Here is a 26,253-nt window from a genome sequence, read left to right on the forward strand (position 1 = left end):
AGTTTTTATTAACTATTGTTCGCAGCTAAATGATTCAAACTCCTGGGTTAATTATTTGTCTTGCCTATATTGTAGGGTTGTTACTTAGCGCAAATCCTTGGGGCGGAGTGTTGATATTGTTTTTGAGCGCTATCGGAGCAGTTATTGTTCAAAGACGACGTATTGTTTCTAAGAAACTTGCTTTACAAAAAACAAAACCTCAAGTTTTAGAAAAAGCGGCTCATAATTTACGAACTACTCCCCATCCGAGAATATTGATAATCGCTGGCTCGATCGGATTGCTAGCAACATTCTATGTTCAAATGCGGATGCCGCAACCAGAAGCTAAAGATATTAGTAATTTTATTCCTGTTGGAAATAACAAAAATCAAGAACAATTGGTAATCGTTAGAGGAGATGTAATAAGTACACCCCGGTTAACTCGTTCGGGAAAGGGACAATTTTGGCTAAAAGCAACTCAACTTTCTGAAGTCACAAATAAACAAGGCGAAGAGGGAGCGAATAAAGGAGTTTCTGGAAAATTATACGTAACCGTACCTATTCTAAAATCCACTGGTTTACATCCGAATCAACAAGTTGAAGTTACTGGAGTTTTGTATAAACCCAAATCGGCATTAAACCCTGGAGCTTTTGATTTTAAGAAATATCTTGAAAATCTTGGTGCTTTCGCCGGTTTAAATGGAAGACAGTTAAAGGATTTTGATGAAGAGCATGAATGGGGATGGTGGAAGTTACGAAGGCAAATAATTAAATCGCAAGTTCGTTGGCTTGGTGTTCCCGAAGGTCCGCTTGTGAGTGCCATGGTTCTCGGCAGCAAAGCGGTTGATTTACCATATCAAACTCGGGATTTATTTGTACAAGCTGGATTAGCTCATTCTATTGCTGCTTCCGGATTTCATGTTTCGTTGATTTTGGGTTTAGTCTTAGGTTTTACAAAACGTTTTACTAGAAAAACTCAATTTATCTGCGGTTGTTTATCATTAATTTTATTTTTAGGCTTGACTGGTTTCCAGCCTTCGGTTCTCAGAGCCGCAATCATGGGATTTGCAGCTTTAATTGGTATAGGTTTAAAAAGAAAGGTAAAACAGCTAGGCTCATTGACAATTGCTGCAACTATATTATTACTAGTTAATCCTCTATGGATTTGGGATTTAGGATTTCAACTGAGTTTTCTCGCAACTTTCGGTTTAATTGTCACGGTACCCGCAATTACAAAACGTTTGCTATGGCTACCACCAACTATTGCATCTTTAATCGCAGTTCCCTTAGCAGCAACTATTTGGACTTTACCGTTGCAACTCTATATGTTCAGCGTAGTACCACCTTACGGAATCTTGCTCAACATTATCGTAACTCCTCTAATATCTTTAATTTGTATTGGTGGAATTGTTAGTGCTGTAGCTGCATTAACCTTGCCTTTTGCAGGAAGTGTTTTAGCTAGTGCTCTGCACTATCCAACGGATTTATTAATCAAAATAGTAGAATTTTTCAGCAATTTACCAGGAAACTCATTTGCTGTCGGTAAAATAACAATTTGGCAGCTACTTATTATTTATGGACTACTTTTCTCTACCTGGCAAATACGTTGGTGGCAAAAACGATGGTTACTGGCAATTTCAATTTCTATCGGCTTAGTATTTATCCCCGCTTTGCATTCAGCGAATAATTTATTTCGCGTCACGCTTTTGGCTGGCGGAAGAGAACCAGTTGTAGTAATTCAAGATCGAGGGAAAATAGCAGTAATTAATAGCGCTGATGAAGCAATAGGAAATTTTACAATAGTACCGTTCTTACAACAGCAAGGTGTAAATATAGTTGATTGGGCAATAGCCACGGATTTTCAAAATGACGGTAGCAATGGTTGGTTAGAAATAATAGAGCGTTTAGCTATCAAAACTTTTTATGATTTCTCTCCTAACCCAAATTATGCTTTAAGTCAAAAAGCGATTCAAGCGCAAGTACAGCAAGGTAAAGGAATATATCAGGTTTTATCTTTAGGTCAAACAGTAAATGCTGGTTCTGCGGTGATACGACTTGTTAATAACCAATTGCCTATAATTCAAATGCAAATACGCAATCAATCTTGGTTATTTGTAGGAAATCTAAATCCAAACCAACTTAACGAGTTGATCAAAAACCCAAGTTTGCCACGCCCGCAAGTACTTTGGTGTCAAAGCAAATCCTTAAAAGACCTTGTTCCCGTTTTAAAACCACAAGTCGCGATCGCGCCCAATGCTAAGCTTGAGCCTAAAGATATATCAGTACTTAACCGAAGTAAAGTCCAACTATTTTTTACAGGACGAGATGGTGCGATTCAATGGACACCTCAGAGACAATTTGAAGCATTTGTCAGGAATACAGAAGATATTACATCGTTCCTCTAATACTGCATTTGGGTTGACTTTGTTGATAAATTTCATAAACATATGATATTTTATCTAAGATAGAGAAAATATGCCTTTTGGAGAGGTGGCAGAGTGGTTGAATGCGGCGCACTCGAAATGCGTTATACCTTTACGGGTATCGGGGGTTCGAATCCCCCCCTCTCCGTTCAATTAAATTACAAATTCAATTGAAGTTTGAATGACAGCTTTTCTTATAGACTCTGCTGTAAGATTATCCTGTATCAATTTTAATTGAATTCGAGAAATAAATAAGCGACCATATATTGATTCTTCAGAATAATTAAGTGTTTTGTCGAATTTTCTTGGTACAAAGGTCATAAACATTAGTTTCCAGTTCGTTTTAAGGAAGCTACATTCCTTGCTAAAAAGAAAGATTTTATAATTTATCCGTAATAGACTTTGTGAAACTTGATTTAGTTTAAGTAGAAGTCAGCAAGAATTAAGTTTACGGCGTTGTTGAATCAAGGTACGAATTTATTTTTTAGCGCTTCTTGTTTAGACGCATTCATACTTCTATCAGCAACGCCAAATTGACACAAGATATTGGCATATGACCTATAAGCATACAAACATATACTTGATCTAAATATGTAGCTTTGCTTTTAAATCTGCGAGATAGCTTGAAGCGAAGACATGGCTAAGTCAATACACGGATGCACTACAAATTAATCAAGTATAAAAATGATAAACTTACTGAGCCATTTCGATAAGTACTTAGTTAAATTAAAGCCATAGTGTGAGGGCTAAATATGTTAAATCAAAAGCTGAAGGCATCGCTTTCAGTGGGCTTTTTAGGCTGCTGTTTTGCGGTAGGTATTGGTATAAGTTTACTCATGCGCTATCAAGACAAAATATTAGTTAATGATAGTGTGGTAAAAACAGCTACAGCATCACTAGAGTCAAGAGAATCTAAGAAGCTTGCAACTGCGAAGAAAGAAAATGCAGCTAAATCAATTGTAATTAAAGCGGTTGGAGATGTGATTCCAGGGACTAATTATCCTAATTATAGACTTCCAGATGATTACAACAATTTAATACCGAAACCAGTAAGAGCTTACTTAAGCCAAGCAGACATTTTATTTGGCAACTTTGAAACGACTTTAACGAATTATCGTTACTCAGCAAAGGATGTTAGTCGAGGACAAGTATTTGCTTTTCGTTCTCCACCAGAATATGCAAAGTTATTTTCTGACGTTGGATTTAATGTATTCAACGTAGCGAACAATCATGCGAGAGACTTTGGCATGGTTGGTTTCAAAGATACTATGAAGAATCTGAAAAACGCTGGCATTGAAACATTAGGTCATAAGAATCAAATTCTCTTTTTAGAAAAAAATAATAATAAAATTGCAATGATAGGTTTTGCACCCTATGGATTTTATAATTCTATTCATGATTTAGAAGCTGCTAAAGCTCTTATAAAAAAAGCACGAAAGGAAGCAAATATAGTAATTATATCCATGCACGTAGGTGCTGAAGGAACTGGAGCTTTACATACAAGAAATAAAACTGAATATTTCTATGGAGAAAATCGAGGAAATTCGATTAAATTCGCTCGGGCAATGATTGATGCAGGAGCAGATTTAGTACTTGGGCACGGACCTCACGTACCTAGAGCAATGGAAATGTATAAAGGAAAACTAATTGCTTATTCTTTAGGCAATTTTTTAGGATATCGGACTTTATCAACTGTTGCACAAGCCGGTTATTCGATGATATTAGAAGTCCAAATGAGTCCGAAAGGGAATGTGGAGAAAGCAAAAATTATTCCTGTACGGATGGATAGACAAGGAATTCCATATATTGACCAAAATTTTAATACCGTTCAATTAGTACGTTATTTAAATAAATCAGATTTTCCCGATTCTTCAGTGAAAATTAATCAACAAGGAGAGTTAATAGTAGCAAGAGAAAATAAGCAAAACTAACAATTATCAATTAATCATCAATAATAAGCTTCGTAGTTGTGCTTTATTTTCTAAACCATGACTTACGCAATTGTCACAATACCCGGTTGGTGCGTGACACTCATAACCTTATTACTACGTTCCACCATTTCATTAAGTGTCACAGCACCCTACAAGAAAAATGTGCCGGTTGCGTAAGTTCTACAAACATCAAAATATGGCGCTGAAGCGCAACTACGAACAATGTTTGGTCTTATCATTAACCATTAATTGATAATTGATTATCAATTAACTTTTCACAGGCTGTAAATCCTCTTGATTTAAGACTTGGTTCAATTTACCGCTACGATAACCTTCTAAATCTAAAGTTACATAAATAAAACCAAATTCCTGAAAAGCGGATACTAAAGATTCTAAATCTGTATTAGCGACAAAATTATGAATTTGTTCTGGCGGTAGTTCTATACGTGCTGTATCGCTTTGAGAACGAACTCGTAAGTTATTCCATCCTAATTTACGTAAATATATTTCTGCTCTGCCAACTCTCTGCAATTTTTGTACAGTAATTTCTTCCCCATAAGGAAAGCGAGAGCTAAGACAGGGTTGTGCTGGCTTATCCCACCATGACAAACCTAGATGCTGGGAAATCTGACGGACTTCTGCTTTACTTACATTCATTTCTGCTAAAGGAGAAAGGGCACCTCTTTCCTTTGCCGCTTGAATACCAGGACGATAATCGCGTAAATCGTCTGCATTTACTCCATCGATGACGTAGGGATAACCTAATTTTTTAGCTAAGGGTTTAAGGGTATCGTGTAATTCGCTTTTGCAAAAGTAGCAACGATTAATAGGATTAGAAGTATAGTTGGGATTTTCCATCTCATGAGTTTCAACAACTTGATGACTAATCCCAATTGTTGCGGCTTGAATTTTGGCATCTTCCAATTCTTCTGGCAACAAACTTGGAGAAATAGCCGTTACTGCCAAAGCTCTATCTCCTAAAACATCATAAGCAATCTTTGCAACCAAAGTACTATCAACACCACCGGAATAAGCAATTATTGCTTTTTCCATTTCTTTAAATAAAGCTGTTAATTTTTCTAATTTTTCTATATACATTATTTCCCAATCCCAGCGCAGAAGTAGAGTAAACGACTTATTCCATTTTAAGAGGGAGATGATGCGATCGAGAAAAAGCAGATTCGTCACTAAAGTGTAATATATTCAGATAAGATTTTTGCTAAAAGCGGTAGATCGATTGGTTTACAAATATAATCGTTGACTCCTGCATCAAGACAAGTATCGCGATCGCCTTTCATTGCCATTGCTGTTTGAGCAATAATGCAAATATTAGAATATTGTCGATTTTCTCGAATTTGTTTGACTAATGTAATACCGTTAGCATCAGGTAAAACAATATCTATCAAAATCACTGAGTAATCTTGCTTACTTAAAGCATTCCACATTTGAGAAGCATTTTTCACCCAAGTTAGTTGATATCCTAATCTTTCTAGGTAAGTTTTGATTAACTCGGCATTAGGTATATCGTCTTCTACTAACAAAATATGAGAACAGCTTTTTAAAGAAGTTGGTAGACTGCAATTTTTATTGGTTTGAGCTTTATGCTTGATTGTCGTGTGGGTATCGGTTTCTTCATCGGCATCGGTATTTTGTTCTATAGGAATCACAATAGTAAAACGCGAGCCTTTATCTATTTCAGATTCTACTTCAACCCAGCCACCGTGAATTTCAGCAAGTTTACGAGTTACTGTTAAACCTAAACCCGTACCTTCTTCACCGTTTATCTGCCTCTCATTAAAAATTTGAAAATATGGTTGAAAAAGTTCGCTTTGATTTTCTTTACTGATGCCAATCCCAGTATCCCAAACTGTGAAATACATTAGATTGTCTGCAGTTTTAACTTCTAAACCAACTGTTCCGGTTTTAGTGAATTTTACGGCATTGAAAAGTAAATTCAAAAGTATCTGCTTGAGCCGTAAAGGATCGGCAACCATATTTGTAACACCAGAGTCTATGTCAAGCTGCATTTGTAAACCTTTGTTTGCAGCTTTTTCCTTAACTAAGGCTAATACATTCCTACATAGCTGGGATACGTCAATTGTTTCCCAATTAACCTCTAACTGATTGGCTTCAATTTTAGATAAGTCAAGAATATCGTTGATTAATGCCAGTAGATGTTTACCGCTCGACTGAATAATGTTTAAATACTCATGGTGACGCTGCCTGCTAGGATCGTAACCTTGAGCTAATAGTAAATGGGTAAAGCCAATAATTGAGCTTAGGGGTGTGCGAATTTCATGACTCGTATTAGCTAGAAATTGGTTTTTGAGTTGATTGGTACGCTGTAGTTCTTGGTTGCGATTATTGAAATGATGAGCTTGCTGCTGTAAAGACTCTACATGTTTAAGCTTTGTTAAAGTTGCCTTACACATAGAAGCAGCTTCCACCATTAATTTTGAGATTTGTTCAATTACAAACAAACCTGAAGAGGAATTTACTGGAGATTTAGAGGAGGCTATAAACCAGCCTATAATTCCTAAAGATTCATTACTGAAACAGAAAGCAGTTTGCGGTTGTTGCTTTTCTAATTGCAGCAAGTCCTCAAAATCAATCTCCGAATTTAATTTTAACTGTAGTGTTTTATCTTTCCCGACCTTTAAATTGAACGGTGATAGTTGTGAATTAGCTTTTGAGTTAGGACATATATAGCTAATTGTGCAAACAGCATCTTCTGGTTGAGCAATAGCGATCGCTATTGCTGTTGGCGCAACGAAAGCTACCACACTGGAACTAAATAAGCCATACAGTTCGTTTACTACTGTTTGAAAAATTTCTGCTTGTGTAATGGCTATTTGACTGTTCTGCTTATTTTTAATCCTTTGCGGAGGTTGTTCTTTGTGAGTCGCAGAACTAACGCTCGTCGCCCTCGTATGGAACAAAGCTGAAGTTAGACAATCATTGAGCTTAGTTTGCAGTTGATTCAAACTGCGCTCGAGCCACAACTCCGCACGAAGTTGCTCAACTGTCGTCAAAACAATCGATGAATTATCTAATTGTGAGTTTTGCTCTGGTAAGCTTGAATACTGCTGCATGGTCAACTCGACCGCTGAATAATTTTTTATAGCTTTGTTAAAAGAGACGCTCAATAAACGTGAGTATATTAGCGCACAATTTATTCTATATATATAAACTAAAACTTGTAGTGTCAAATGTCACGCGAAAATTCTATTTATCTCATCAAATATTATAAGTATTTTTGGGTCTCAAGGTTTATAGCTTGCTTCCAGAATTATATATGACCGATAATCCTGTCATATTGAGATTATACAAAAACAAGCAAATAACAATTAAATTATACTAACTGTTGCAGTCAGCAGATTCTATATTAGTTTATTTTTTACCCAAGTTAAGCCTGTATTTTTTTAAACTGTATAAATAACTCTTTGAACAATAATTCCATTCTAAAGGTATTTTGTATATATATATACAAAATACTCATTCATATAGAAAGTAATATGAATTTTCACTTTTTATCAAATTTTGAAGTAAGAATATTTATTCCTTCAAGTTTATCTATTCTTAAACTTCCGCTGTCTGAAAGCGAGGAGATTTCTGAAGAGTCCACAAGAGAACTTTCTTAGGCACACGTGCAAGAGATGACTTACAAACTGAAATACCTCTATCTCCAAAATATAGTAATATTGCCTACCAGAGTATTTTTGAGTAAATGCAGGTAATCGAATGCCTTGCGATAATTCCAGAAACATACTTTACTAAGTTTTGTTGACAAAAAGCCTAGTAAAGTATGACAACGAGGCTCTACCGAAGATATTAATTTACTATTTCAATAAGCTGCCTCAATTTTAACTATAGATAGCTTCCCACGCTTACGTTTATCCGCTGGCCCGAAAAGCTTTGCGACAATCTAAGGATTGATAACATGGAAGTAAATTGCCGCTACCAAGATGTTACCAGCGAGTAGAATAATGCTGATTAAGGTGCGGTAAGGGAAAGGTGCTTGAGCATCTGTTTGAGGAACATCTACACCAACTTTAGCCATAATCGTTTCTCCTAATTTAAGGACTTCTTAACAAATACCAAATAGGTGTCGTTTTTCGCGAAATTTGTTAAAAAGATTTTCATAAAGTGCTCAAAACGGCTAATTTGCTAAATTTGCATCTTAATATAAATGCTGTAGATAGTTGACTATTCACTCGCTGCATGATAGGAACTACGCACTAAAGGGCCAGAGCGAACGCGATCGAATCCTAAACTACGTGCGATTGTGCCCAATTCTTCAAACTCTTCGGGTGTCCAATACTTCTGTACGGGTAAATGCTCTAACGAAGGTCGCATATACTGACCGATTGTAAGGCGATCGCATTGGACGCTACGTAAATCTTTCATCGTTTCAATTACTTCTTCAACAGTTTCGCCATGCCCAAGCATTAAGCCCGATTTGGTAGGAATATTGGCATCTATTTGTTTAACTAGTTGCAGCACCTGTAAAGAACGATCATATTTTGCTCCCCGACGAACGGGATTTTGTAAGCGTTTTACTGTCTCAATATTATGGTTATAGCAAGCCGGTTTTGCTAAAGTAATGATTTCTATCGGCTCTATTTTTCCATAAAAATCTGGCGTAAGTACCTCAATTTGAGTTTCTGGGTTGAATTGACGGATTTTTTCCATAGTCTTTACAAACCAGCTTGCACCTCCGTCAGACAAATCATCGCGGGCAACTGAAGTTAATACCACATAGCGCAATCCTAAAAGCTGTATTGCTCGTGCGACTTTTAGGGGTTCTTCTGAGTCTAATGGCATTGGTGCATGACCTTTATCTACTTGACAGAAAGCGCATGACCTTGTGCAAGTAGGGCCCATCAACAAGAAACTTGCAGTTTTTTGAGAATAGCACTCTCCCCGATTAGGACAGCGACCTTCTTCACAAATCGTGTGAATCTGCCGTTGCTTAATAATACGTTGAACAGTCGAAAGTTCGCTAGCATTACCAATAGGACGGCGCAACCACGGTGGCATTGCTTTTATTTCCGATTTAATAGAAGCTTTTTTTGTAGAATTTGTAGACATCTGCTATTTATTTGAAGTAATACAGATTAAGTGGGTTACATTTCAAATCTTGCACTAGTAAAACTTAGTCTTAAAACCGCTTTAAAATGAATTTGAGCCGCAATAATTCAACAAAGTCGGATAAATCATACTATACATGGCTTTGATTAGGTTACAACACAGTTGTTTTTTTATCTAGAAATTAATTGCGAGCCGTAAGTGAAACGGTTATAAGAATGGTGCAAGATGTAACTTGAGTTCTACTGGCATCAAAAAATATACTTAAAGCGATTAAGAATCGAAATAAATAAAAAGCATGTGAAGATTTTGGGTTAACTTTTCCGTACTTAAGTTTTAATACTTATATTTAGAGTTAAAGATAGAGCCAAATATAGAAAAATTACTTTAAATTACCGAGAAACCATTATTCTCCACAAATCGGTTGATATCCTGGAATAACTCTTATACCGCGATGATTTAGCAAAAAAATATTGTTTGTAAAGCAATATATGAAACTGATAGCAAGCCTCATATCATGTTTTATAAAACACCTATAGAATTGCTATTTTCTCGGAAATTACTCTCCCCCAATCAATATATATTTTGGATATAGTGGGATAACTCTAGTATTCGGCTATCGGCGAAAACGCCATTTAAACCTAAATTATCTTTTAGAGCGAAACATCGTGGCAAATAATAAAATTTTAGTTATTGATGACACTACAGTCGTGCGAGTCAAAGTACGGGAAATGTTACCCCCAGGAAACTTCCAAGTGCTGGAAGCAAAAGATGGCTTAGAAGGGCTTAAATTAATCCGTAAGGAAAAATTTAGTTTAATTATGCTGGATTTTCTGCTACCAAAAATGAGCGGTTGGGAAGTTTATCAGGAAATTCAAGCACAGCCAGATTTAAGAAAAACTCCTTTGGTTGTAATGTCAGGACGTAAAGAGGAAGTTACAGAAAAAATTTCTGAACCCTTTGAACATTTTGAATTTCTCAATAAGCCTTTTGACCAAAAACAGCTAATTAGCTCAATAAAAGCCGCAATGGCAAAGGCAAAACAACCGAGAAAACAACCTGCAACCGTAGCGGCTGTTCACCAAAATGGAACTAATGGTACTAACGGCACTAATGGAGTAAACGGAACTAATGGAACTGTAAGTGCAGAATTCCCCAATTCTTCAGCAGAAATAGATGCATTGAACGAGAAAATGGCGAAAATGCAAACAGAAATAGACGGTTTGAAAAAACAGTTAACTCAGGTTGTTGCTTACATCAAGCAAAAAATGAAATAGCTTTGTTGGTAAATATAAAATTGGACTTCAAATATAGTTACGGCCTGTGCAAACGGGCTTTTTATTTGAGTCAATTTTTTATTACAAACATTGAAAACTATTCCTAGGCTTTTATATAAAATTGTGCCGCTAGGCGAAAATTATAAATACCGCAACTTTGATTTGAATAAAAGCTGTTACGTATATATAAGGTGATAGTTTGAATGCATATTACAAACGCAGTATTTATACGGTAGACAACTTGCGATGTGGATATAAAAAGCCACGATATTGCCATTGTATTTACACATTTCGCCCCTTATCAGACACCTTGTTTCAACAAAAACATCAAATAGTCATCCTAAAGTTAAATTACGGATATTTTTTGAAGAAAAATTATACTTAAATAAATAATTTAAGTTGATTTCATTTTTATAAAAACGCAGTATTTCCAGTACTTTCAGAGATTCTGCACGTAGTATATCAATCAAAATATACTATAAACTCTAATTATTTAATACATACAAGTGATACAGTTACTTGCTTGATGGGAACAATAAAGCCAACACATGCTAGTGAATTGGAATAGTAAGAATGGTCTTATCATCATCATCAAGATTATCTATGGTCTCTGGTTATCTTATTGTTGAGCAATTATACTTAAGCGAAAAAACGGTCATTTACAAAGCAATTAGAGAAAAAGACCAAAAGCCTGTAGTAATAAAAATGATGCGAAAGGAAAATCCTACTCCTCAAGAAATTGCTGAGTTTCGCAATCAATACCTTCTGACTAAAAATTTAAATGCACCCAATATTGTAAAGTCTTATAGCTTAGAAGATTTTCACAAAAGCGTGGCTTTTGTAATGGAAGACTTTGGAGGGATTTCACTTAGAAATGAGATAAAGCGGTGGAATTCCGAACAAATACGCACGAATCAGACTTTCATTGGTGATTTTCTCAAGATTGCAATTCAAATAACTTCTGGGATAAATCATTTACATAGTAACCAGATAATTCATAAAGATATTAAGCCAGACAACATCCTTATAAATCCCAAGACTGGGGAAATCAAAATTACAGATTTTAGTCTTTCCACTATTTTGCCTAGAGAAGTCCAATTTATTATTAACCCTGACGTACTAGAGGGTACACTCGCTTATATTTCTCCGGAACAAACTGGAAGGATGAATCGAGGTATTGACTATCGAACCGATTATTATTCTCTCGGTGTAACTTTGTTTGAACTGCTTACTGGGGAGTTACCTTTCGACAACCAAAATCCCTTAGAGTTGATTTACTGTCATATTTCGACAAAGCCACCATTACAAAAAATTGTCAAACATAATATTCCTTCTATAATTTCTGAGATCATCTGTAAATTGATGGCAAAAAATGCCGAAGACCGCTATCAAAGTGCTTTTGGACTAAAGTATGATTTGCAATTGTGTCTGCAACATTTACAAAAAAATAATCAGATAGAACCTTTTGAATTAGCAACTAAAGATATATCTGACCGTTTTTCAATACCCGAAAAACTTTATGGTAGAGAAGCAGAGGTAGAACAATTACTTGCTGCTTTTGATAGAGTAATTAACCCTCCTCAACATCATCTAGAAAAAGAAGAAAAAGTTCGTAAGGGTATAGAAATAGTTTTGGTCAAAGGTTATTCAGGGATGGGGAAGACGGCTGTTGTAAATGAAATACATAAGCCGATTCTGAAAGAAAAAGGCTATTTTATTACAGGAAAATTTAATAAATTACAGCAGGACATTCCATTTTTAGGATGGGTGGAAGCCTTAAAAGATTTAATCGAACAAATTTTGAGCGAAAATGATACGCAAATCAACGACTGGAAAAGAGATATACTTGCGACTTTAGGTGACCAAGCTCAAGTAATTGTTGATTTAATCCCCGAACTAGAATTAGTGATCGGACCACAACCTAAAGCAGCAGAATTGTCTGGAATTACCGCTCAGAATAGATTAAGATTCTTATTTAATAAATTTGTGAGAATTTTTGCAATTAGAAAGCATCCACTAGTTATATTTCTAGATGATTTGCAATGGGCAGATGCGGCTTCATTAGACCTATTTAAATTACTAACAAGCCAGCAAAAGTCAATGCAAAGCTTAGGCATTTCCAATAAAAAATCTGCTATTCAGATGCCCAATTTTAATCCAGCAAATCTGAATGAAAATGATGATGCTTTATTATTGATTGGTTCTTATAGAGATAATGAAATTGATAGCAAACATTTACTCAATTCTACTATTAGGGAGATAGTCAAAGCTAATATAAACATAACTAATTTACTTTTAAAACCTTTACATCAAGGTGATTTAGGCTTTCTAATTTCTGATACTCTAAAATGTGAAGTAGACAGCATTATTTCATTTACTCAAGTAGTATTTGCTAAGACTAAAGGTAATCCATTCTTTGTTCACCAGTTTATTAATTGCCTGTATACGGAAAGAGTTATTAAATTTAACTATGACATAGGTCATTGGGAATGCGATGTTGCAAATGTAAGAAAGTTAGCTCTCACTGATGACGTAGTAGAATTCATGGCGCTTCAAATACAAAAGCTACCAGTATATAATCAAAAACTGCTGAAGTTTGCCGCTTGTATTGGCAATCAATTCGATTTGAAAACGCTTTCGGTTATGAATCAGAAACCTACTGTTGATACCATCACAGACTTATGGGATTCTGTATTACAAGGATTAGTTTTACCTGTAGAAAAGCAAAGTAAATTATCATATCTTGATGATGAAAATACGGCATTAATAACTGATAGCGAAGACAAAAAACGAATTCCATTAGGTCATTTAAAAGCGACTCATTTCAAATTTATACACGATAGAGTTCAACAAGCAGCTTATTCATTAATCCCTGAATCTGAAAAACAGCAAATCCATTTAGAATTAGGCAAACAGCTATTAGAGAAAACTTCTGCTGAATCATGGGAAGAAGATATTTTTGAAACTGTTAATCAGTTTAATAAATCTGTAGCATTAATTAATTCTCAGCAAGAACGTGACGAGTTAGCAAAAATGAACTTGCTGGCTGGGGAAAAGGCTCTCTCGTCAACAGCTTATACAGCAGCATTTAATTATTTATACACAGGGAAGAAACTACTTGCTTCAAATACTTGGCAGTCTGAGTACGAGCTAAGTTTGAATTTGTATGAATCATTATCTGAAGTTGCTTATTTGATGGGAGATTTTGAAGCTTCGGAAGAATTTGCGGAAGTGGTATTGGCACGAGCCAAAAAATTGTTAGAAAAAGTTAAAGTTTATGAGATTAAAATTCAGTCTTATGGCGCGCAAGGTAAAGCAATAGAAGCAGTAAATATAGCTTTAGAAATTCTCAAGCAGCTAGAAATAATATTCCCTAAAAATCCAACCCAGTCCGATGTTGAACAAGCAATGCTACAAATAGCATCCAATATCACAAAAAAAGGAATAGTAGAGTTAGCAGATTTACCAAAAATGCTTGAAGCGCAACCGCTTGCTGCTATGCGTATTCTTGCAAGCGTAATTGGTTTGGCATTTCAAACTACTCCAAATTTATTTTTGTTAATTGCAATAAAACAGGTGGAATTGTCTTTAAGATATGGGAATTCTGATTTATCAGCTTTTGCTTATGTGACTTATGGTTTCATCAATTGTGGAGTCATAGGAGATATTGATACAGGGTACAAACTTGGTCTACTTGCTGAAAAAATTTGCTTAAAATCCAATATAAAACAAACTACGGCAAAGGTTGCGGAAGTTTTTAATCATCTGATCAAACCTTGGAAAGTTCATGTTCGAGATACATTAAAATTTCTTTTAGAAGCTTATTCTTCCAACCGACTAGCTGGAGATTTAGAATTTGCTGGATATGCATTGTATGCCCATAGTTATACGACATACTTTTCAGGTAAGAACTTATTGGAAAGCAATCAAGTAATAGCAGAAAATAGCCTTCTTCTTAAAGAAATAAAGCAAAAAAGAGTCTTGGCTTGGAATGATATATATCTACAGACAGTAATTAATTTAGTAGAAGATAATGAGACTCCATATAATTTGATAGGTGATGCATATAATGAAAAACAAATGCAGTCACTTCACATTGATAATAGTGATGGAATTGCAATCCTATTCTTGAATTTTTGTAAGCTTCAGCTTTGCTACTTGTTTAATGAATATTGTGAAGCATTAAAAAATGCAAATCATGCAGAACAATATTTATATGCTGCAACAGGCATGTTAGTTACTCCTCAATTCTATTTCTATGATTCACTTACACGTTTAGCAGTGTATCCTGAAGTCTCTGAATCAGAACAGCAAGAATTACTCAAAAAGGTGAGTGCAAATCAAGAAGAAATGAATCATTGGGCAAATCATGCCCCTATGAACTTTTTGCATAAATTTCATATAGTCGAAGCCGAAAAACATAATGTTTTAAAACAAAAGGTAGAAGCTATGGAGTTTTTCGATTTAGCTATTGCTGGAGCTAAAAAAAATGAATATATCCACGAAGAAGCACTCGCGAACGAACTAGCAGCTAAGTTTTATCTAAAATGGGATAAACAAAAAATAGCCAAAACTTATCTAGATGATGCTTATTACGGCTATATTCGTTGGGGTGCAAAAGCTAAAGCCAAAGATTTACAAAAGCGCTATCCTCAATTACTCGATCATATTCTTCTTCAGGAAGATAAAAATTTTGATGATACTGAAAAGCATTTTTCAAATGAAACTTCAGATTTACCTGAAATTCGTTATGATAAAACGATTTCCAGTTCAAAACAGACTATTTCACAATGTTTAGATTTAGAATCAGTAATTAAAGCTTCCCAAGCACTTTCCGAACAAATAAAGCTAAACGAAGTACTTTCAAAATTAATGGAAGTTATTATGGAGAACGCAGGTGCTTCTAAATGTGCTTTATTTTTAATTAAAAAGGAAGGTTCAGATTTAGAATTAACTGCTATTAGCCGCAAAACTCATATTCTATCTATCGATACAGACTTACCATCTATTTCTTTAGAATGCAGTGAAGATGTTCCAGTTCGCTTAATAAATTATGTCAAGCGTACTAAGGGAACTATAGTTATAGATGATGCGAACTCTCAAGATTTCTTAGCGGCTGACAAATATATTGTCCGGGAGCAGCCTAAAAGTATATTGTGTATTCCAATTATTAATCAAGGACATTTTTTCGGAATTCTTTACCTCGAGAATAAGCTGACAATAGGAGTGTTTACCCACGATCGCATAAAACTATTGAATTTAATCACAAATCAAGCTGCAATTTCAATCAAAAATGCAATACTCTATAATAATTTGATTGATGCTAAGGAAGATTTAGAAAATTACAATCAAAAATTAGAGGAGAAAGTATCTCAAAGAACTCAAGAAATTTATGAAAAAAATATAGCTTTGAAATCAACTCTAAAAGAATTAAAAAGTATGCAAGCCCAGTTGATTCAAACTGAAAAAATGTCTAGTTTAGGACAGATGGTGGCAGGAATAGCCCATGAAATTAACAATCCCGTCAATTTTATTCATGGCAATATCAATCACGTAAATCAATACGTTAAAGATTTATTAGATTTAATAATTGTTTATCGCCAAAAATCAAATCAAGTAGATTCTATTATTCAACAAAAGGCAGAAGAAATAGATTTAGACTTTGTAGTAGAAGACCTACCTAAACTTCTTAATTCAATAGAGGCAGGAACTTCGCGTATCCGTAATATTGTTTTAGGTTTACGTAATTTTTCTCGTTTGGATGAAGCGGAAATGAAGTCTGTAGACATCCACGAAGGAATAGAAAACACATTGATGATTTTACAACACAGATTTCAAGCAAAAGATAGCTGTCCTGAAATTAAGATTGTCAAAAAATATGGACAATTACCTTTGGTTGTTTGTTATCCCAGTCAGTTGAATCAAGTGTTCCTAAATATTTTGGGTAATGCAGTTGATGCCTTACAAGATCTGCATGGAAAAAACCAAAATACAAAAAATCCCACTATTCATATTTCTACAGAAATTACAAACTCAAATATTCTCAAAATAAGGATTGCAGATAATGGTTGTGGAATCGAGCAGAAAATCAAACAAAAAATATTTGACCCATTTTTTACTACTAAACCTGTAGGCAGTGGTACGGGATTAGGTTTGTCTATTAGCTATAAAATCATCGTTGAGAAACATAATGGGCATTTGACTTGTAATTCCATAGTCGGAAAAGGGACTGAATTCCTAATTAAGCTACCAATCCAATAACTTCAAGTTTCAATTAAAATCCTTAGGCGCAAACACAGCCTAAGGGTAAATATTTACCTATGACTCCATCTAAATCAGAGAAACTAAATTTGTTTTAAAATAGCCTTACATAGAGGGCTATTCTTCTCCAAGAAATCATTAATTATGTTGTAATGGTTTTTGTCAGGTTGCGGTAGGTAATAACCTTGATTACCATTTGCTTTCCATGCATTAAGAAAATCTTCTGATTGACGCTTAAACTCAGAATTTTCTTCACCACCATAAGTGATAATAAGCGAACCTGCTTTTCTGGGAATGTGCAAAATGGGGCTGTTACGCAATACTTGATCCCAGGTAAGTTGTAACTTGGGTTGTAGCCATGTGTAAGGAAAAGGCATTAAATCAAATACACCACTAATTGCACAACCTCCTTTAATAATATTATCTGGTAAGCCGTAGTCTTTTTCCCAGTTAGTAGACATGAGCATAGTGGTTAAATGGCCACCTGCCGAATGACCTGATACGTAGATAAGATTTGCATCTCCCCCAAAATTATTAGCGTTACGATAAATCCAGGCAATGGCAGCACGATTCTGACGAACAATTTCATCAATACTTACTTCCGGACATAATGCATGGTTAATAACTACAACTGTTACACCAGCCTCAACTAAACCCTTAGCAACAAAACTAAAATCTTTACTACTAGCCATTATCCAGTATCCACCGTGGATAAACACGACAATGGGAGATTGACTTTGTGCCGCAGGAAAAATGTCTAGATGTTCTTCTAAAGTTGCTCCGTAAGGAACATCCAACTGGCAAGTCAAATCCTTACGTACCTGGGAACTATTCGTAGCATAAAAATCCATATAAACAGGTATATCTGTACCTGATGTGACCGGATCGTAAGCTGCATCTAGTTCCGATTGATTTTTAAAATTTCTATACAACATTGATATTAAGAAAGACAGACAAAAATTAATTCCTAGAACATACTCTTAAAAAAACTAGAGATGTTAATCAATTTGAGGTGATTCTACAGATAAAGACTTAGAAATACACGCCTGGTGTAAATTAACTTCTAAAACCAGAAATTATCGCCTTGATAATTTTAAAACCAAGATTTCAGCAAGCTTAAAACTCCTGCGAAATAAGCCGTATTTCAAATTCACATTAGAGCATGTTTGGAAAGTTATCAATAAAACCATAAATCTTTAGATCCCTCTAAATCCCCCGCTAAGTAGGGGGACTTTATTAATTATTCATCTCAGAATAATTATTCGCTTGAATTTCTTGCCGCACATTTTTGTAAGCAGATGGATCGGCTGGTGTCATCAATTCTAAAATAGGCAATGCTTTTCGACTCTTTTTAAGACCCATATCTTCCATTAATTCATCAATATAATGAAATGTGAAAGGAGTAACACAGGCTCCATTTACAAATGCATATGGTCTATTTTTCAGTCGCCATTCTAATTCTGCTTTGATATCCTCCAACATTTCTTGTGGAGATGGTAAATTGACTTTATCTTTAAAATATTGTGCCAACCATCGAGCACCAATTTCAGAAGATAATTGAGCGCATCCGCTGTAGTTATAACCAACAAAACCCATTCTGGGAATGTTTGGATGAATAAGGTGACGATAAAGATGAATTATACCCTGATTATCAAATACTTCTTGACGATACTTTTCTTCTAAAAAAGGCATACCTTGACGAAATCCAGTCGCAAAAATAACTATATCAGCCTCTAAAGATTTACCATTCTCAAGTACAATACCCTGGGGATAAAAATTCTTAACTTTTGTCTTTTCTGCTCGAATCTTACCATTTTGAAAGTACTCATAAAAGCCTTTAGGTACTAAGCCTATGCTACAACCAATTAATTTATTCATCGGTTGATCTGGAGTTAAATCACAGGCATCTAAAGGAAACTGTAACCGCAAAATCGTTTCGTTAATGCGCCAGAAAAACCATACAAGGGGTTTTCCAATGGTGTGTAATAAATTTTCCCAACCTTTTAAGTTGCGATAAGGCATCCAAGATTCAGCAAAACGGGTCAAAAGAATATACTTGACATTAATAATGCCTAAAAAGAACTTTGGTATTTTCCACAATGCTTGTCGAAAAATTAGAGTACATTCTTGTGCCTTTGTAGCAGCTACTGTTGCTATATCAGTAGCTGATTTACCAAAACCTACGATAACGACTTTTTTACCCTCAAGTTCAGAGCTATGTTTAAACTCACTTGAGTGCAAGATTTTTCCTCCTGTAGCTGTAAATTCTTTCATCCTAGGGAAAGAAGGCATATTTGGAATTCCAAAAATACCATTACACACAATTACAAAATCGAACTCGTAATTTTTGTTAATTGGTTTGTCATTACTAGCATCATGAAAATTAACGCTGACGTTCCATTTAAGAAGTTCTGGATTCCTCTGCTCGACTCTAATAACTTCTGTTCCAAAATGAATTTTTTCTAACACACCGAAGTGTCGTGCGTAAGATTCTAGATAGTCACATATCTGTTCTCCTGAAGGCCACTCAGGGTAAGAAGAAGGCATCGGATAGTCGCTAAAAGCATATGTATCTTTAGGATTTTGGATTGAAAGTCCTGGGTAAGCTCTCGATTTATCCCATACTCCGCCTAATCCCTTTTGTTTTTCAAATACAGTTACTTTATAGCCTTCTTCAAGGAAAGTTTTTGCCGTAACTAAACCACTTACACCAGCGCCAATTACGCAAATATTCTTTGCTTGCATTTTTTGAAAATATTTAGTGTGGACTTACAAGTATTGGCGTTGCGGATTAAAAGTATGATTTGCTCCCCAGCCCCCAAGTTTGGGGGAAAAAGATAATTTAAAGTCCCCCAGTTTTGGGGGATTTAGGGGGCATATTAGATATTAAAAAAAAATCATACCTTAATTAAGCAACGCCCAAGTATTAATCATTTATAGGAATTACGCAACAATAAGATTTTCGTGTCATATACCAACCACAATCTTGTAGCAATTGCGTAAGTCGCGTTCTACTGAAAGTAAGTCTAAGTCAAATAAAAAATAGTGTTCATTATTTAGACTTACTTATCAATACTTACTCCCAAAAATTAGTTACCAATTTATTAGGCTACGGTTAATGAAGAAATTTCTTTTGATAACTGACAATAGAAGAACTCTAACAATGGATTTATATGTACGTCTTCTAACCATTCACTATCAATATCTTCAATAATATGATGCTCGGCTATCAGTTCGCTGCCGCGAAAACGACGAATTATTGGATGTATGCCCGAACTTAATGAAGCTTGCTCAATGTCATCTTTGTGAATCCGTTCAACAGCAAATGGATCGGGACTTGCAAATATAATATCAAGTCCAAATTCTAAAGTTACAATATAGTAATGTTCTTGCTGACCTAATTCACTGTCGTGTACGTAATCAACAGGAATGTCATTATAGTACTTTGCCTTTTTTTCATTGTTTATTACAACAAGGTCGCATAAAAAGCCAGTTTGTTGCCATAAAGCAGAGCTTTTATTTACACGTTCAATGATAGACTGCACAATATTTTCAGCAGTCAAGTTGATTGTATTACAGGGTATTTCTTGATGATGATACTTATATTCTAAGATTTGACTTAATGCCCGGATGTTATAGCGGAATCCGTGAATAAAGCCAGATTGTTTCTTTTTATAGTCACGCATATGAGTCAAGACTCCTACAAAATATAGGTCTTTAACGTTAGTTGACTCCCATTCGCTAGTTTGATTAGGATAGCGATCGTTGATAGTTAGCTCTGGCTTACATGATGCGTCAAAAATAGAATCGTCAAAACGGAATCCAGTACATACTATTACCCGATCGTAAAGCAACTTTTCTACTTCTCCGTCGGCATGAGCATAAGTGAATGTAACAATATATTTACCTTCCTTAAACTCTATTTTGTTTACATCGGCATCTAAAACTACATTCTGTGATTTTAGTTGATAAGTGTCTAAAAAGTTATTGTTAACACCTCGCAAATGGCCAACATATTTGCTTTTCCATGCCATTTCTATAGGTGTAGGACTAGCTATATGGATAAGTGAAGCTGTAGCAACTAAATTATCAGCAGTTTCAAAACCGGAATTTCCTTTGCCAAGAATTAATACCCGTTGATTTGCGAAATCTTCTGGATCGACGGATACATCTGTATAGTTTTCTGCTAACTCCATTCCAGGTATTTCTGGAATATATGGTTTGCTAAAACCAGTAGCTACGATTAAACGAGATGCGGAATAAACTTGTCCAGTGTTATCTATCACCATAAATTTATCGTTTTTGGCGATTTTTACAACTTGTGAGTTATATTTTATTTTGAGATTAAAATGGTTGGCAAAATCCTCTAAATATCTAACTAAATCATCTGTGTGGGGAAAATATTCTCTACTGTAATTTTTAAGCAGCATTTCTTCACTATCGCTTAGTAAAGAATTCCAATCCCAACGAAGGTTAATTTCGGAATCGCTATACCCTGTATATACTTTATTAATTGAAATTAACTTCTTATGTCTGGGAAACTTGCTAAAGAAATTCCCTGCTTTACTTCCACCTTCAAGAATTAAATAATTACGCTTGGCTTTTTCGAGAAAATATCCAAGCTGCAACCCTGCTGGGCCTGCACCAATAATTAAGTATTCAAGTTCTACAGTATTATTCATGATTTTATTACTCTTTCCCTGCGAATTTTTCAATTTATTTAGATGCTCAAAAGTGCTTTTTCTATTCGATTATTTTTCGCGTATGACAAAAGTTCGTTCGTCAAATCTTCAAACAATTTAAAAATCTTGTCTACGAGTTCTATTGCTTCTAAACGATTTTCATCTGTTAATTTAATACTCTCGATTAAATTTTCGATGCCTAGGGTACCTGTAGTATGACCTGTTTCAACATCTAAATGAAAGTCTGCAAAATATAGGCACTTCTTTGAATGATTTACTTTTAGTTCTTCCCCGACTTTAGCTGCTATAGAAAACATTGTATTTCCTGTTGCTTCTGTTACTTCTATAACAATCAACTTAGTAATAGGATTTGCGTTTAAAGCATACTGAGATAATTGATAACTTATTAATTGAGAGTTTTTGGTTTGCTCGCTCCAAAGAAATCTGAGAGCATCAGTAAAATTAAGCGACCTATCAAAGCCTAATGTTTTAATATCCTCTAAAAACCATAACCAATGGCGATCGTCTTCATAAGTATGTTTATTGATTATTGCTTGGATTGGATCGGTTGTAGGCTCTTGTCTAAAAACATACTTATTTAGATGTCCAAAACTCATAATAAAAGGGGCGGCACAGGGTGCCCAAGCTAATCTTTGCCGAGCATCTATTGTTGTATCTCGCATATATTCAAACAGTGGTAGTTTCATAAACTCTTGCTTTTTCTTCTCTATATATGCAAGAACTTCTTTCATTTTTTATATCCCCCATCAAAAAACTATCTAACCATTAAAAATCACAATCGAATATCGCTACTTTAAGACTATATAAGTAGCTCCTATTAAATATTTGATTGTCAATTGAGTTTTGAGCGATTAAGTTTCTTTATTATTTAGCTTCTGACGTTATATTTTATATGCGTAAATATACGCAATTTTGAATCAATTTACTTTTTTAGATTACTAAATTAAATTTAATACTCATATTTATCATTATCATATTTCAGATAGACGGATGTCTAATACCAATTAATACTTACTTTAATGTAGTAAATATTACGACTAACTGAATTGTTTAAAATTGTCGTAGAATCAATCATAAATTTAGGATTTAATTCACGCACAATGGCTGAAATCTTTAGCTTATAAGACCTAAATGATTTATTATGCAAATGTTTGGATTACTTTATGAGGCTGATATGAAGTTAGTATTTTAGTTGAATTAGTTATAATAAAAGTATTCTTTATACTAGAATACTTAAAAAGCTAGAGATTGCGTGACAAGAATATACTCTTGATTTTTGAACTTGCTAATTAAGTATTATCACTTATCTGTCAACAGATGATGACTTAACCATTGCTTAACTTTCGACTGTTTCCTCCACCTCAAAATAATTATCTCCAAAATTCTCTCGATATCTTCACAAAGCTACGACATACACATAAAACAACTACTCAGTATATTAAAATACATCAAGCTACTATTAATCAAATAAGCGTGTACTAACCGTAGATTTTTGATTCAAAATATAGTAGATAACTTATTAAAGTTAAATTTTTATACTAAAGACCTATCTTTTGGTAAATGTTTTTTTACAGACTTAAGTATATACGAAAGCTGTGAAAATACTTGTCAACTGTTGTGTATTAAAATGCACGACAGCAACGAAGAAGGAAGAGGGAAGAAGGAAAAAGAGTTGTAGCCATTAATCAATGCCAAATAAATAAGTAGTTAAACAGAATTAATTACACAATGTCCGAAGCGAGTGGAACGGAGTGAAACGTTAGCGTTCACGAAGTGAGTCGTTAGACTAAGCGTCTCGCGGAGGGAGATAGCAACCGCAAGGGCTGGGATTACTACCCTTCGGGAACACATAAAGGTGAACGCGCAGCGAATAATGACGGTAAATATCTTTGTTCACCTACTTAGGGCTTGCGTTGATCCTAGAACAAAAGAAATGGCTGCTCGCTTAGTTTGGAACAGCCATTTACTATTACTATTGACGTTACTTTATTGAAGAAAAATCACGCCCAAACGACTCTAAATCAAAGAGTTGAAAAAGCCATTGTCTTACGGTAGCTTACTTGTAACTACACTTACCTGTGGACTAGGAGCCATTGATTCCTGCAATATACGAGTATTAGCAACAGAATTATTTGCTAACGTAAATAAAGGATTTGACAAAATTCCTGCAATAGAAGTAGCAATTAAAGTTGTCACCAAACCAATTTGCAATGGTCTTAATCCAGGTAAGTTCCAACTGATGGGGGGGTAATTCTTGACTACATCGGACATTTCTTGAGGTTCCTTTACTACCATCATCTTGACGACGCGGATGTAATAGTAAATAGAAACTACGCTGGTAACTAATCCTAATAAGACTAAGCCATAAAGACCTGCTTGCCAACCAGCCCAAAACAAGTAAATTTTACCGAAGAACCCGGCTAATGGGGGTATTCCTCCCAAGGAAAGCAGAGAAAGGCTTAATCCTAAAGTTAAAAGCGGATCTTTCTGATATAACCCAGAGTACTCAGTAATTTGGTCGGTTCCCGTGCGTAGAGAGAATAGAATTACGCAGGTAAAACCACAAAGATTCATAAACAGGTAAACTAGCAGATAGAATATCATGCTGGAATATCCGGCTTCGGTGCCTGCAATCAAGCCAATCATCACAAACCCAGCTTGAGCAATAGATGAATAAGCCAGCATCCGCTTCATGCTAGTTTGAGCTAGGGCAACAACGTTACCCAATATCATACTTAATACAGCTAAAGCAGTAAATACGAATCTCCATTCATCAGCAACCAAAGGAAATACTGTTGTTAGTATACGGATAGCTAAAGCAAAACCCGCAGCTTTAGAGCCTACCGATAAAAACGCAATTACGGGAGTTGGTGCCCCTTCGTATACATCTGGTGTCCATTGGTGAAAAGGTGCGGCAGATATTTTAAAACCAATACCGGCAATGACAAACACCAAAGAAATAACTATACCCAAGGACTGACCTAGGTTTGCTGTTTCTATGCCGGTAGCGATCGCGCTTAATTCAGTTTGTCCACCAGACAAACCATAAAGCAGGGAAACACCATACAAAAATACAGCAGTACTTGAAGCTCCAATCAATAAATATTTCAGGGCTGCTTCGTTGGAACGCGGGTCGCGCTTGGTATAACCTGTTAATAAATAAGAGGAAATACTAAGAGTTTCCAAGGAGATGAAAATCATCACCAGTTCCGAAGCCCCCGACAGAAACATTGCTCCAAGGGTAGCGGTAAGCAAAATAGCAACAAACTCTGCTAGTGCCGTACCACTTTGCTCAACGTAGCGAATTGACATCAAAATAGTGATAGCCGCAGACAGAGCAATAATACCGCGAAACACGATACTAAGGTCATCGCCATTGAAAGCACCAATAAATGATATGGGATTGCTGTTGTCCCACTGAAAATATAAAGCGACCAAAGAAGAAAGTAAACCTGCAACTGCTAGATATCCAATCCAGCGTGAGGACGAACGTCCTAAAATCAAGTCTACGATCAAAACCCCTAAAAAGGTGATAATTACAATCCCCTCTGGTACTATCGTTCCAGCATTTAACTGGGATGCAAGATTAACAAAATCCATGAGATATACAGGTTTCGACTATTAGACTTTGACACTAACTGTGTTAATTCTATTGTTTTTTACTGTTATTTCACCAAAATCCTTAAAGTAGGAAATTAAATTAATCCTTTCAATTTGTATCGTCGAACATTTGTACTATATTGATTTCAATTAAAAAGCGCCTTTTTATAGGCGCTTGCAAAATTATTAAATCTAAATTGTATATATTGCTATATAAATTTTAGGGTTGGTTTTAAGCTTGGTGACGAACCCGAGGAGTACGCGCTCCCACTGCGGCTCCAATCATTGATGCGATTAAACCAAGTAATGAGCCGAATACAAACCACCATAAACTTTTGGAAGTTGCATCAGCGATTTGGCTGGCTTGCTGGGGGTTTATATTAGGTACATTTTGTTGAATTTCAGCACCTTGCAATTGTATCTGATTAATTACCTCCCCAGCGTTATAAGCTGCGACACCGAAAGCTCCGGATACTCCGCTTGCTAGCAGCCAAGAACTAACAGCTAAAGTTGTAGCCCAAAGAATCGCTCCGTTTAGTAAAGCTGTACTACGGTTCATCGGGCCGCAAGCCCGAGTAGTTATCCAACCTGCAACAAATAAAGATATTAATAAAGCAATGGTTGACCAAATACCTACATTACCAGCAATATTAGGTGCAATGGTTCCGGGTGCGTTCGAGTCAGAAACAAAGTTAGCTCCAATGGCACCAAACAAAGCGCTCAAGATTAATTGAGTAGCTAAACCAACTAGCAAGCCGGATATTATTGGTCCCCAACGAACGCGATCGTGGTAATCCACAACTCTACTTGCGACGACAGGTTCGTTAATGACTTCTTCACCTACTCTATTCACATAAGACATTATTTAACTATCTCCTAGTTTTTTAACTCTTTTTTTAGCAATATTGCTATTTATTTATAATTAATTATTAAAAACTAAAAATAAGCTCTAGATATCTATCTAATGGAATAATTATTTTCTATATCTTTA

General features: G+C 35.3%; 14 protein-coding genes and 1 tRNA gene. 5 read left to right on the forward strand and 10 right to left on the reverse strand.

Annotated elements, in window-relative coordinates; all coding sequences use genetic code 11:
- Window positions 1-29 precede the first annotated feature (29 nt).
- The 3 genes from RIV7116_RS31120 to RIV7116_RS31130 all read left to right on the forward strand — a co-directional run bounded on the left by RIV7116_RS31120 (window position 30) and on the right by RIV7116_RS31130 (window position 4,333).
- The gene (locus RIV7116_RS31120; RefSeq protein ID WP_015122313.1) at window positions 30-2,384 is read left to right on the forward strand and encodes a ComEC/Rec2 family competence protein; all 2,355 of its coding nucleotides are present in this window, start codon (window positions 30-32) and stop codon (window positions 2,382-2,384) included.
- A 79-nt stretch (window positions 2,385-2,463) separates the two neighbouring features.
- A tRNA-Ser gene (locus tag RIV7116_RS31125) sits at window positions 2,464-2,550 on the forward strand.
- Between the two features lie 604 nt (window positions 2,551-3,154).
- Entirely contained in the window at window positions 3,155-4,333 is a 1,179-nt protein-coding gene (locus RIV7116_RS31130; RefSeq protein WP_015122315.1) for a CapA family protein, read from the forward strand.
- A gap of 267 nt (window positions 4,334-4,600) precedes the next feature.
- Here the strand turns inward: RIV7116_RS31130 and larE are convergent, their stop codons facing one another.
- The 4 genes from larE to lipA form a co-directional block, all read right to left on the reverse strand.
- Window positions 4,601-5,431 (reverse strand): ATP-dependent sacrificial sulfur transferase LarE, encoded by an 831-nt coding sequence (gene larE / locus RIV7116_RS31135; protein WP_015122316.1) that lies wholly within the window; start codon window positions 5,429-5,431, stop codon window positions 4,601-4,603.
- A gap of 89 nt (window positions 5,432-5,520) precedes the next feature.
- Complete coding sequence (gene hrmK / locus RIV7116_RS31140) at window positions 5,521-7,425, reverse strand: hybrid histidine kinase/response regulator HrmK (protein WP_015122317.1); 1,905 nt, start codon at window positions 7,423-7,425, stop codon at window positions 5,521-5,523.
- An 833-nt stretch (window positions 7,426-8,258) separates the two neighbouring features.
- Complete coding sequence (locus RIV7116_RS31145; protein ID WP_015122318.1) at window positions 8,259-8,393, reverse strand: photosystem I protein PsaX; 135 nt, start codon at window positions 8,391-8,393, stop codon at window positions 8,259-8,261.
- 146 nt (window positions 8,394-8,539) lie between these two features.
- Entirely contained in the window at window positions 8,540-9,424 is an 885-nt protein-coding gene (lipA, locus tag RIV7116_RS31150; protein ID WP_015122319.1) for a lipoyl synthase, read from the reverse strand.
- Window positions 9,425-10,089: 665 nt separating this feature from the next.
- Between lipA and RIV7116_RS31155 the strand changes: the two genes are divergently transcribed.
- Both RIV7116_RS31155 and RIV7116_RS31160 read left to right on the forward strand, forming a co-directional pair.
- Window positions 10,090-10,698, forward strand: coding sequence for a response regulator (locus RIV7116_RS31155; protein ID WP_015122320.1), 609 nt, complete (start codon window positions 10,090-10,092; stop codon window positions 10,696-10,698).
- A 573-nt stretch (window positions 10,699-11,271) separates the two neighbouring features.
- On the forward strand, window positions 11,272-16,959 hold the full coding sequence (locus RIV7116_RS31160) for an ATP-binding sensor histidine kinase (protein WP_044291294.1): 5,688 nt from the start codon (window positions 11,272-11,274) through the stop codon (window positions 16,957-16,959).
- 83 nt (window positions 16,960-17,042) lie between these two features.
- On the opposite strand, the gene RIV7116_RS31165 is transcribed toward RIV7116_RS31160, so the two are convergent.
- From RIV7116_RS31165 to RIV7116_RS31190, 6 genes are all read right to left on the reverse strand, one after another.
- Complete coding sequence (locus tag RIV7116_RS31165; protein WP_015122322.1) at window positions 17,043-17,894, reverse strand: alpha/beta hydrolase; 852 nt, start codon at window positions 17,892-17,894, stop codon at window positions 17,043-17,045.
- 301 nt (window positions 17,895-18,195) lie between these two features.
- On the reverse strand, window positions 18,196-19,704 hold the full coding sequence (locus RIV7116_RS31170; protein WP_015122323.1) for an NAD(P)/FAD-dependent oxidoreductase: 1,509 nt from the start codon (window positions 19,702-19,704) through the stop codon (window positions 18,196-18,198).
- 359 nt (window positions 19,705-20,063) lie between these two features.
- Window positions 20,064-21,641: an NAD(P)-binding domain-containing protein gene (locus tag RIV7116_RS31175; RefSeq protein ID WP_015122324.1), complete on the reverse strand. Its 1,578-nt coding sequence runs from the start codon at window positions 21,639-21,641 to the stop codon at window positions 20,064-20,066.
- Between the two features lie 38 nt (window positions 21,642-21,679).
- Window positions 21,680-22,393 (reverse strand): hypothetical protein, encoded by a 714-nt coding sequence (locus RIV7116_RS31180; protein ID WP_015122325.1) that lies wholly within the window; start codon window positions 22,391-22,393, stop codon window positions 21,680-21,682.
- A gap of 1,315 nt (window positions 22,394-23,708) precedes the next feature.
- Window positions 23,709-25,262 carry an NAD(P)H-quinone oxidoreductase subunit N gene (locus tag RIV7116_RS31185; RefSeq protein ID WP_015122326.1) on the reverse strand — a complete coding sequence of 518 codons (1,554 nt, stop codon included), beginning with the start codon at window positions 25,260-25,262 and terminating at the stop codon, window positions 23,709-23,711.
- Between the two features lie 232 nt (window positions 25,263-25,494).
- Window positions 25,495-26,124 carry a hypothetical protein gene (locus tag RIV7116_RS31190; RefSeq protein ID WP_015122327.1) on the reverse strand — a complete coding sequence of 210 codons (630 nt, stop codon included), beginning with the start codon at window positions 26,122-26,124 and terminating at the stop codon, window positions 25,495-25,497.
- Window positions 26,125-26,253 lie beyond the last annotated feature (129 nt).

This window comes from Rivularia sp. PCC 7116, from assembly GCF_000316665.1.
In the GTDB taxonomy this organism is placed as follows: domain Bacteria; phylum Cyanobacteriota; class Cyanobacteriia; order Cyanobacteriales; family Nostocaceae; genus Rivularia.

Coding starts and splice junctions, on each gene's coding strand:
- RIV7116_RS31165 (WP_015122322.1), bottom strand. CDS start 17,894: ATGTTGTATAGAAATTTTAAAAATCAATCGGAACTAGATGCAGCTTAC.
- RIV7116_RS31190 (WP_015122327.1), bottom strand. CDS start 26,124: ATGTCTTATGTGAATAGAGTAGGTGAAGAAGTCATTAACGAACCTGTC.
- RIV7116_RS31175 (WP_015122324.1), bottom strand. CDS start 21,641: ATGAATAATACTGTAGAACTTGAATACTTAATTATTGGTGCAGGCCCA.
- RIV7116_RS31120 (WP_015122313.1), top strand. CDS start 30: ATGATTCAAACTCCTGGGTTAATTATTTGTCTTGCCTATATTGTAGGG.
- lipA (WP_015122319.1), bottom strand. CDS start 9,424: ATGTCTACAAATTCTACAAAAAAAGCTTCTATTAAATCGGAAATAAAA.
- RIV7116_RS31160 (WP_044291294.1), top strand. CDS start 11,272: ATGGTCTTATCATCATCATCAAGATTATCTATGGTCTCTGGTTATCTT.
- RIV7116_RS31185 (WP_015122326.1), bottom strand. CDS start 25,262: ATGGATTTTGTTAATCTTGCATCCCAGTTAAATGCTGGAACGATAGTA.
- RIV7116_RS31145 (WP_015122318.1), bottom strand. CDS start 8,393: ATGGCTAAAGTTGGTGTAGATGTTCCTCAAACAGATGCTCAAGCACCT.
- RIV7116_RS31170 (WP_015122323.1), bottom strand. CDS start 19,704: ATGCAAGCAAAGAATATTTGCGTAATTGGCGCTGGTGTAAGTGGTTTA.
- RIV7116_RS31180 (WP_015122325.1), bottom strand. CDS start 22,393: ATGAAAGAAGTTCTTGCATATATAGAGAAGAAAAAGCAAGAGTTTATG.
- RIV7116_RS31130 (WP_015122315.1), top strand. CDS start 3,155: ATGTTAAATCAAAAGCTGAAGGCATCGCTTTCAGTGGGCTTTTTAGGC.
- larE (WP_015122316.1), bottom strand. CDS start 5,431: ATGTATATAGAAAAATTAGAAAAATTAACAGCTTTATTTAAAGAAATG.
- hrmK (WP_015122317.1), bottom strand. CDS start 7,425: ATGCAGCAGTATTCAAGCTTACCAGAGCAAAACTCACAATTAGATAAT.